Consider the following 8814-nt stretch of genomic DNA (forward strand, 5'->3'; position numbering starts at 1 on the left):
GAATGCCTGAGCATCAAGACGCAGAAGAACCCATTCGCACTTTGCCGCAAGTTACTGATCAACGCCTCCCGCGCGGCTTATGATCAGTTACAGCTGCTTCTCGCAGCTACTGCGTAACATCAGTTAAATAAAATCAATATTTGTACGTGAAGTCATTATGAAAACATTCATGCCGGTGCGCGACCATGCAGACATGCGCCTATCGCTCAAGCCATTGGTTGATGCCTTGGTTGCAGAGGGACACCTGACGCCTGAGGTGGCAGAGGCGTTTCTGATTCCGGCGCGTACATCGGCAAACGGCAAGACACACCCATTTAGTGTGATTGCACCGCAGGGGTGGCGTAGTTTGAAGACGGGCGAGTTTATCGACTCTGCCTGGCTGGGGCATTGGTTGGGGCAGAAGATCAAGCTGCCCTGGCTGCATATCGACCCTCTCAAGATAAATGTGGCGGCGGTATCAGGTGTGGTCAGCCACGGCTACGCAAAACGGTATGGGATTTTGCCGATAGCGGTAGATTTGACGACGGTCACCATCGCCACAGCCGAACCTTTTGTGCGCGAATGGGAGGATGAACTCAGCCGTATCCTCAAGCGCGAGATCAAACGGGTAATGGCAAATCCCGAAGACATCGCCCGCTATCTGCCCGAGTTCTACAACCTATCGCGCTTTGTAAAGCAGGCGGTGGCGCAATCGGGCCAACAGAACCAGTTTGCCAATTTCGAGCAGCTGATTCAGCTTGGCCGCACCGGTAATGTCGATGCCAACGACCATCACATCGTCAGTTTGGTCGATTGGTTGTTCCAATATGCCTTTACCCAGCGCGCTTCGGATATCCACCTTGAACCACGCCGCGAAGCAGGGCATGTGCGTTTTCGCATTGATGGCATGCTGCATTCCGTCTACCAGGTGCCGCCAGCCGTGATGAGTGCGATTATTTCGCGCATCAAGGTCATGGGGCGCATGGACCTTGCTGAGAAACGCCGACCACAGGATGGCAGGTTAAAGACCAAGACACCGGATGGGCGAGAGATCGAGCTGCGGTTATCGACTATGCCGACAGCTTTTGGCGAAAAACTGGTGATGCGTATTTTCGACCCAGCCATTCTGGTGCGGGACTTCGGCGCCCTTGGTTTTGGTTCGGAAGATGAGGCACGTTGGCAGCAATTTGTCCGTCAGCCCTATGGCATCGTCCTGGTGACGGGGCCAACAGGCTCGGGCAAGACCACCACGCTTTACACCACGCTCAAACAGCTGGCGACCGAAGAGGTCAATGTCTGCACGGTGGAAGACCCGATCGAGATGATCGAGACGAGCTTTAACCAGATGCAGGTGCAGCACAATATCGATCTGACGTTTGCCGAGTGCGTGCGCACTTTACTGCGGCAGGACCCTGACATCATCATGGTGGGTGAGATTCGCGACCGGGAAACGGCCGATATGGCGATTCAAGCCGCGTTGACCGGGCACTTGGTATTGTCCACCCTGCACACCAATGATGCGTCGAGTGCTGTAACCCGGATGTTGGAGCTGGGTGTGCCGCCCTATCTCGTCAGCTCCACCGTGGTAGGCGTGATGGCGCAACGACTGGTGCGGACTCTTTGCCCGCATTGCAAGCAGCCCGGTGGCCCGTTGGAAGCCGAGTGGAATGCCTTGGTTATGCCCTGGAAAGTGCCAATGCCGATGGGGGCCTATAAACCGGTGGGATGTCTGGAATGCCGTAACACCGGCTATTTGGGGCGACTTGGTTTGTATGAAATGCTCACCATGAGTAAAGAACTGCGCCGTCTCGTGGCCACTGTGGCGCATCCCACTGCGATTCGGGAACAGGCGCTGAGCGAGGGGCTGACACCACTCAAGTTGGCAGGCGCGCAGAAGATCGCGGCCGGGCTGACCACACTGGAAGAGGTGATCAAAGTCGTGCCGGCGGAACCGGACTGACGCTATCCGACCAGCGTATTGAACCTATCCGGCGTCTGCTGTTCTCTAGTCTTGCCCTTTGGATTGTGTGCGTTAGGCATTGAATCTAAACGGGTTGTTGATATTCGTCTGATGTCTTTCATTGCTTCCCTTGTCACGGTTCATCGGTCTGCTTTATCTCCTGAAGGCTTGAAGCCGCGTTCGAATGCGATACACAAATATGCGGCGCTTTTTACCCAAAGCCGGAATAATGAAGCGCTTTGCACTTTTTACATTGCTTTATCGGAACACCATGCAACGTCGTACTCTCTTGCTTTTGCTTCCTCTTTTACTTACTGCTTGCGGTACCAACCCTCCAACTACCATCATCCCCACCGTTGAGACGCCGATAGTCCCGCCCAGGGCCCTTATCCAGCCGCGCATTGGTATTGCTTTGGGTGGTGGTGCGGCAAAGGGATTTGCCCATATCGGGGTGATCAAGATTCTAGAAGCCCAAAGCCTAGCGCCGGTAGTGGTGGCGGGTACCAGTGCTGGCAGCGTCGTAGGTGCTTTATACGCTTCGGGGTTGAACGGGTTTGCCCTGCAAGAACAATCTTTTTCTTTGGATGAGGCTCAGGTTCGCGACCTGACGATCACCGGTGGTGGGCTGGTCAAGGGGGAAAAGCTGCAGGATTACGTCAACCAGTTGCTCAAGAACCGACCGATAGAAAAGCTCGCCCGCCCCTTTGCTGCAGTTGCGACCAACCTCGACAGCGGTAGTCGTGCGGCCTTTACCCGTGGCAATACTGGCCAGGCAGTGCGTGCTTCATGCAGTATTCCTGGGGTTTTCCAGCCTGTAACCATTTCGGGAAAGCGCTATGTCGATGGTGGCGTGGTAAGCCCAGTACCGGTTGATGCTACCCGTGCCTTGGGCGCTGATATCGTGATCGCCGTCGACATCTCGGCCAAAGCGCAGCACGGTAAGCCTGCCAACGGTATTGCATCAATCCTGAACCAGACTGTCACCATCATGGGCCAGAAGTTGGGCGAGCAGGAGTCGGCCCGCGCCGATGTGGTGATTACCCCGCGTGTTGGCCTGATTGGTGCAAGCGATTTTGACCAGAAGCATGTGGCTATTCTGGAAGGCGAGAAAGCGGCGTTGGCGGCAATGCCGGCTATTCGTGCAGCGATTGCCAAGTGGCAGGCGATACAGAAATGATCGCCCAACTGGAAAAATTGCTGAATGGCCCACGTGATGGCGCGTTGCTGCGTTTCTCGCTGGGAAATGAATACCTGAAAGCCGGCCAGCCTGAGCGGGCGGCAGGCTATTACCGAGACGCCATTACAAGCGATGCTAACTACTCAGCTGCCTGGAAAGGGCTGGGCAAGGCCTTGGCCGAAGCCGGACGCCTGGCGGAATCATTACAGGCTTATCAGGATGGTATCGCGGTTGCTACAGCGCGTGGCGACAAGCAGGCCGCCAAGGAAATGACTGTGTTTGCGCGCCGAATCGAGCGCCAGCTTAACCCTACAGATAGCACCCCATGAATCAGCATACTTTTACACTTAGTTCCGATTTTATCGAGCTGCATAACCTCCTTAAGTTACTCGCCATTGCGCATTCTGGCGGCATGGCCAAGCAGATGGTGGCCGAAGGCCTTGTCGAAGTGGATGGCGAGATCGAGTTTCGTAAAACCCGCAAGGTTTACGCAGGCAGCGTGGTGCGTGCCTTTGATGAAGAGATCCGTGTAGTCGCTGCAGATGGTGCGTAGAACTTGTTTACGTTCTTGCTACGCATCTCATAGCAGAGGAAGGACTACTCGACATCTACAGCTTTCCGGTTTCTGTGCTGCGTTTCACCTTGTTGATGCCTGCTCGTGATAAGTCGTGAGCAGGTTCTTACTCCGCGGTTTCGATTTTCACTTCTGCGTGACGCAGCTTGCGTCGCTCATCCAGCTTGCGGAACAGCCACCCGGCCGGTGGCTCGACGCCGGTGCGCACAAAGTCGATCAGGCGGTATTGGTTGACGGTGGCCTGCTGCGCCAATCTTGCTGAGGGGTGGCCGATGAAGAGAATGCGATCGCCAAAACGTAGGGGTGTTTCCGGTGGCGGCAGCAATATTTCATTCTCGTTTTGGAGAATCAGCAGCGGCAGGCAAGGTAGTTGATGCTTGGGCGCATGCGGGTCCACCAATAAGTGGCGAAGCTCAAGCGGCGGCTGCGGATTGACCATCAGGGCGTACATAGCCCCTTGGTGGTTTGCATCAAGCTCGACTACCCAGTTATCCGGCACCCGCTTCCCACACAGCGACTCAATCTCGCGTAGTAGCGCCCTGGCCCAGACTTCGTTGCTTAACCGAATCAGTTCCATGAAGCGTGCCAGGGTAGGTGTGGTCATGGCATTCAGGCATTCCTGGGCTACTACTTGGCTGCGTATCACCGTCACATCAGAGTGAAACGACTCGAACAAAACATGATTCATGGTCAGATTCTGGCGCGCCACCACGAAAAGGTCTGACTTGATCTGGCGGGCGGTGGCAATGGCTGACAGATTATTCGCATCATGGTCTATACAGGCGACGATGCCGACGGCCCGCTCCAGTCCCGCGGACTTCAACGTTTCCGCATCCACGCCTACGCCAACGATATATTCATCGCTGGGCAAGTCGTCGGGTGGGAAAAGGTCGATGACCGTCACGGTTGAGCCTTCGGCGTCGAGTGCTGCGCGCACTGCGCGGCCAAAGCGGCCATAGCCCACGACTACCCAGTGACCACGGGGTGGGTTGACCAGGGGTGGAAGCAGCTCGCCAGGAAAACTGTTTAGTACCGACCACAAGCGGTTGGTTTGCGGGGCGTGTAAGGCCATGCGAAAGCGCTGCCCTACAGCGTCAAACATGTTGATTACGCGGTTGGTGCCGAAGCTGGCCATGTTTTCCGCTACTGCGTGGCTTTTCGCGCGACATACCGAGATCATCTGGGGACGTAGCACAAAGGCGGTGATGGCAATCGCCAGGTTGGCCTGTTCGTCTCCCGTCAACGCCAGTACGCCTTGGCACTGCGGATGCAAGATACCTGCTGTTTGCAGCATATCCGGGTTGGCTGCATTGCCCGCGTAGACGGGGACATCAAAGCGGTAGTCGGCAAAAATCACATCGTTGACGCGTTCTTCACGGTTTTCCAGTACGACAAAGCGAAAGCCCCGTGCATCCAGCACCTTGCCGAGTAATCGCCCCGTCTGGCCATAGCCACAGATCAGATAAAAAGGTTCGCTCAGGCGGCGTACCTTGCGAGCGAAGTTCGCCAGTTGAACTGCCTGCTGGAAACTCTTGTCCTGCAGGATGGAAAACAACGTACCTAAGCCAAATGCCCAGCCGATCACAGACAGATAGATGCATACGACCACCCACATGCGCTGTAGATAGGTGAAGGGAAATGGCACTTCGCCAAAACCGATGGTTGTGGCGGTGTAGCTGATGAAATAGAAGGCATGGAAGAAATCCATGCGGTAAGGCTGCCCGTGGTCGTCTTTGCCTGGGATCAGCACCAAGCCCAGTACGGCGATGGCGTAGATCAGCACCAGCGTAATCAGCGGAGGGCGCATACGCCGCAACACCAGGAAGAAGATATTTGGCATGACGACTTGGCTTAGCGGCGCAATTGCAGCGTTTCACCGATCAGCAGTACGACGGAGACGACATTGGCCATCAGCGCCCCGCCCGATAGCGAAACCACGCTGGAGGTAACGCCTGGGGTCATCCCAACGCCGGAAACATACAGGCTATAGCCCCACAAGCTGGCCGCTGCGACTAATTGCAGGTCGGCCACCAAACTGGTTGCCAGATGCAGCGCCCCAAGTTGGGTTCGATCACCAAACTTCAGTATGGTAGCGATCAGATTGACCACAATAGCGGCAAACAGCTCGAACACATCATGCTGATGCGCGGAATCCAGGTCGCCGACGAAAAAGCCAAAGTTTAAGGTGAACGCCAGAAGAATGAAGAAGGCGAAGATGACTTTTTCGAGGCTCATGGGCAGGATAATAGAGAGAAGGATGCTTCATTGTAGGGCAGAGCGGTGCCGGGAGTTCAAACCGCTGTGTAGCCCAACTGGTGTAGTGCCGTTGCATCAAGCTCGCACCAGTGCCCTTCGGCCAATCCGGCAAGGCAGCCTTCACCTAGCCTAAGTGTACCTATGGCTAATCTGTGCAGGCCATCGACGCGATTGCCTGCTGCGGCCAGCATGCGCTTCACCTGATGGTATTTTCCTTGGTCAATGGTCAGTTCAAGAACGGTGTCAGATTGTTTTTCTGCTGCCAGGGCCGCCAGTGGTGCGGGTTCGTCGTGAAGCTGCACACCTGCTAACAGAGCGACGATTTGTTCATCACTAACGGTATGTCGAGCTTGGATCTGGTAAGTCTTCGGGACATGCCGTTTGGGCGAAGCCATCGCATGGTTGAAGTCTCCGTCATCGGTCAGCAGAAGCAAGCCGGTAGTGTCGGCATCCAGTCGGCCTACTGGCTGGATACCGCGTTCTACGAAATGGGGTGGCAATAAACCAAATACGCTGTTGTGGTGCTGTGGCGTGCGCGAGCATTCAAAGCCAGCAGGTTTGTAGAGAGCGAGGTAGAGATATTGTCGCCAAGGCCAGTCTTCGCCATTCACATTGAACGTAAGAGTGGGAGGCGTAAATAGCGTGTTCGCTTGTAGGTAGCGCTCTCCATTGATGGTTACCCGGCCAGACTCGACCAATAGACGGCACGCCTTCCGGCTGCCAAAGCCTTGTGATTGCAGCAAGCGTTCCAGGGTTTGTGGCTTATACGGTGTGGGCATGGCGAGAAGAGTGATCATAAAAGAAAACGGCCCCAACCTGAGGTGGGGCCGCAGCCGGCATGATAAGGCATCTTAGAACCTGTCTAAAGTTTCGCGAGCTAAGGCAAGATAAGGCGGAAATAGCCGAGGAAGCGGAGTTTACGCGTGGTAAATGAGCATTCCGAGGGTGTTTTTAACGCCATATTGCCGACGCGCAGCAGACTTTTAGACAGGTTCTTAGCTGTTACTCATCCCAACTATCGTACCGGTAAAAGGATTGGACCCGCACGCTACGGCGAACATCGCTATCGTCGCATTGGCAGTAGCGCTCGGTACTGTATCGCCAGCCCGGTTCCGCGTCAGGATGATCTAGATAAACAACACGCTCGGTTCGTCGCTCGGGGACATAGATCACCCGAGGAGGTACTCGGTATTCACGTATCGGTTGCCGGTAATAGACGTGAACACGTGGTTCGCGTTCAAGCAGCCACTGTTCACGTTGAGACGGGTAGCGAGGGGTGAGGTCCTTGAAGTTTCCTATTGTTGTGCTGATAACAATCCCATTGCGCGATTCTGTGCGATGTCCAAATCTGACACCCGTGGTGTTGCCTATGCTGGCACCAATCTCGGTGTCGGCAATAGCGGGGACTGCCAGCAAACTGGTGCTCATGAGCAGCAGGTAAATAGACTTATGCATGTTGGCGCTCCGCGAATAATGCCCACAAGGCTTGGATGGCAGCCATTTTGCCACCCCTTACCTGAATCTTTACTGAACTGTGGGGGGGAACGTGGGTCAACTAGCTAACCCTGACAGATGGTGATAAACATTTCTGGCAAATTGATTGCATGCAATTTATATGTTGGTTAACATAACTCTGCCGCACAACAATCTCTAACCACTGAAAACAAAGGAAACATCATGTCTGTAAAAGTGCTCTACACCGCTCAAGCTACGGCTACGGGGGGCCGTGAAGGCCAGATTGAATCGTCCGACGGTGTGCTCAAAGCCAAGCTTGCTATGCCCAAAGAGATGGGGGGCGCAGGTGGTGCAGCGACCAATCCGGAGCAGTTGTTCGCAGCCGGTTATGCCGCTTGTTTTGAAAGCGCAGTCCGTTTTGTCGCGCGACAGCAAAATGTAAAGATTGAAGCGTTCTCGGTTACCGCCCGCGTGGGTGTCGGCCCTCGTGATGCCGGTGGTTTCGGCCTTACCGCGGAATTGGAGCTACTCATGCCCGGTGTTGATCGTGCTGTTACAGAGCAGCTGGCGGAAGTTGCCCACCGTGACATCTGCCCATATTCGCACGCAACCCGTGGCAATGTTGATGTGAAGATCAGCGTACGCTGAGCGCTGTTTGGAGCGCGCTTTAGCAAGGTGAAAGCCCTTCGAGAGGGGTTTTCATCTGGACGCAGCTTGCCTCTCTTTTAAAGCCCAGTATGTGAAGTTGATGGCGATAGTTGCCCTGCTACCCGAGTCATTGTTTAGATTTGTTCTCCAAATTTGTTACTCCAAAACTGAAAATCATGTCCTCTGCCAATGTTTCTGCAACTTCCGATTGGATGCGGCTCGATGCCCAGCTGTGTTTTCGTCTTTATGCAGCCTCTCGCACGGTTACTCGTTGCTATCAGCCTCTGCTTGCCGATTTGGGGCTGACTTATCCGCAATACCTAGTCATGTTGGTGCTGTGGGAGGAGGATGATCTGACCGTTAAAGGACTGGGAGCGCGCTTGATGCTGGACTCCGGTACGCTCACCCCGCTCTTGAAACGGTTGGAAGTCAACGGGCTGATTGGTCGCGAACGGCGGCCGGCGAATGAACGTGAAGTACGTTTACGGCTGACCGAGGCTGGACAAGCTATGCGTTCCAAGGCTGAAGGAATACCACCTGCATTGATGACGGCACTTGGTTTAAGCTTTGAAGAGCTTCATCAGATGCGTACTATGCTGGATAAATTGCTGGGGAAGGCTGAAGCAGAAAGCGCAGTGATTAACTGATGTTACGCAGTAGCTGCGAGAAGCAGCTGTAACTGATCATAAGCCGCGCGGGAGGCGTTGATCAGTAACTTGCGGCAAAGTGCGAATGGGTTCTTCTGCGTCTTGATGCTCAGGCATT

Annotated in this window: 10 protein-coding genes; 6 read left to right on the plus strand and 4 right to left on the minus strand. The window is 54.8% G+C overall.

The features are described from left to right. Positions 1-157 precede the first annotated feature (157 nt). From CSQ89_RS17885 to CSQ89_RS17900, 4 genes are all read left to right on the plus strand, one after another. Positions 158-1939: a GspE/PulE family protein gene (locus CSQ89_RS17885; protein ID WP_099407445.1), complete on the plus strand. Its 1782-nt coding sequence runs from the start codon at positions 158-160 to the stop codon at positions 1937-1939. Between the two features lie 271 nt (positions 1940-2210). Next, entirely contained in the window at positions 2211-3116 is a 906-nt protein-coding gene (locus tag CSQ89_RS17890) for a patatin-like phospholipase family protein (RefSeq protein ID WP_099407454.1), read from the plus strand. Next, positions 3113-3445: a tetratricopeptide repeat protein gene (locus CSQ89_RS17895; protein WP_099407446.1), complete on the plus strand. Its 333-nt coding sequence runs from the start codon at positions 3113-3115 to the stop codon at positions 3443-3445. The genes CSQ89_RS17890 and CSQ89_RS17895 overlap by 4 nt, the downstream gene beginning before the upstream one ends. Next, on the plus strand, positions 3442-3669 hold the full coding sequence (locus CSQ89_RS17900) for an RNA-binding S4 domain-containing protein (protein ID WP_099407447.1): 228 nt from the start codon (positions 3442-3444) through the stop codon (positions 3667-3669). The genes CSQ89_RS17895 and CSQ89_RS17900 overlap by 4 nt, the downstream gene beginning before the upstream one ends. 127 nt (positions 3670-3796) lie before the next feature. Here the strand turns inward: CSQ89_RS17900 and CSQ89_RS17905 are convergent, their stop codons facing one another. The 4 genes from CSQ89_RS17905 to CSQ89_RS17920 all read right to left on the minus strand — a co-directional run bounded on the left by CSQ89_RS17905 (position 3797) and on the right by CSQ89_RS17920 (position 7401). Continuing rightward, positions 3797-5530, minus strand: coding sequence for a potassium channel family protein (locus tag CSQ89_RS17905; protein WP_099407448.1), 1734 nt, complete (start codon positions 5528-5530; stop codon positions 3797-3799). Positions 5531-5541: 11 nt separating this feature from the next. Beyond that, positions 5542-5925 carry a DUF6394 family protein gene (locus CSQ89_RS17910; protein ID WP_099407449.1) on the minus strand — a complete coding sequence of 128 codons (384 nt, stop codon included), beginning with the start codon at positions 5923-5925 and terminating at the stop codon, positions 5542-5544. A 56-nt stretch (positions 5926-5981) separates the two neighbouring features. Continuing rightward, a complete protein-coding gene (locus CSQ89_RS17915; protein WP_233203280.1) occupies positions 5982-6743 on the minus strand; it encodes a pseudouridine synthase in 762 nt (253 codons plus the stop codon). A 205-nt stretch (positions 6744-6948) separates the two neighbouring features. Further along, on the minus strand, positions 6949-7401 hold the full coding sequence (locus CSQ89_RS17920; RefSeq protein ID WP_099407451.1) for a hypothetical protein: 453 nt from the start codon (positions 7399-7401) through the stop codon (positions 6949-6951). Positions 7402-7623: 222 nt separating this feature from the next. On the opposite strand from CSQ89_RS17920, the gene CSQ89_RS17925 reads away from it, so the two are divergent. Further along, the gene (locus tag CSQ89_RS17925; RefSeq protein ID WP_099407452.1) at positions 7624-8049 is read left to right on the plus strand and encodes an organic hydroperoxide resistance protein; all 426 of its coding nucleotides are present in this window, start codon (positions 7624-7626) and stop codon (positions 8047-8049) included. Between the two features lie 176 nt (positions 8050-8225). Next, positions 8226-8696, plus strand: a complete 471-nt coding sequence (locus tag CSQ89_RS17930; RefSeq protein WP_099407453.1) for a MarR family winged helix-turn-helix transcriptional regulator — start codon at positions 8226-8228, stop codon at positions 8694-8696. Positions 8697-8814: the final 118 nt, after the last annotated feature.

The organism is Chitinimonas sp. BJB300 (genome assembly GCF_002735695.1).
GTDB lineage: Bacteria > Pseudomonadota > Gammaproteobacteria > Burkholderiales > Chitinimonadaceae > Chitinimonas.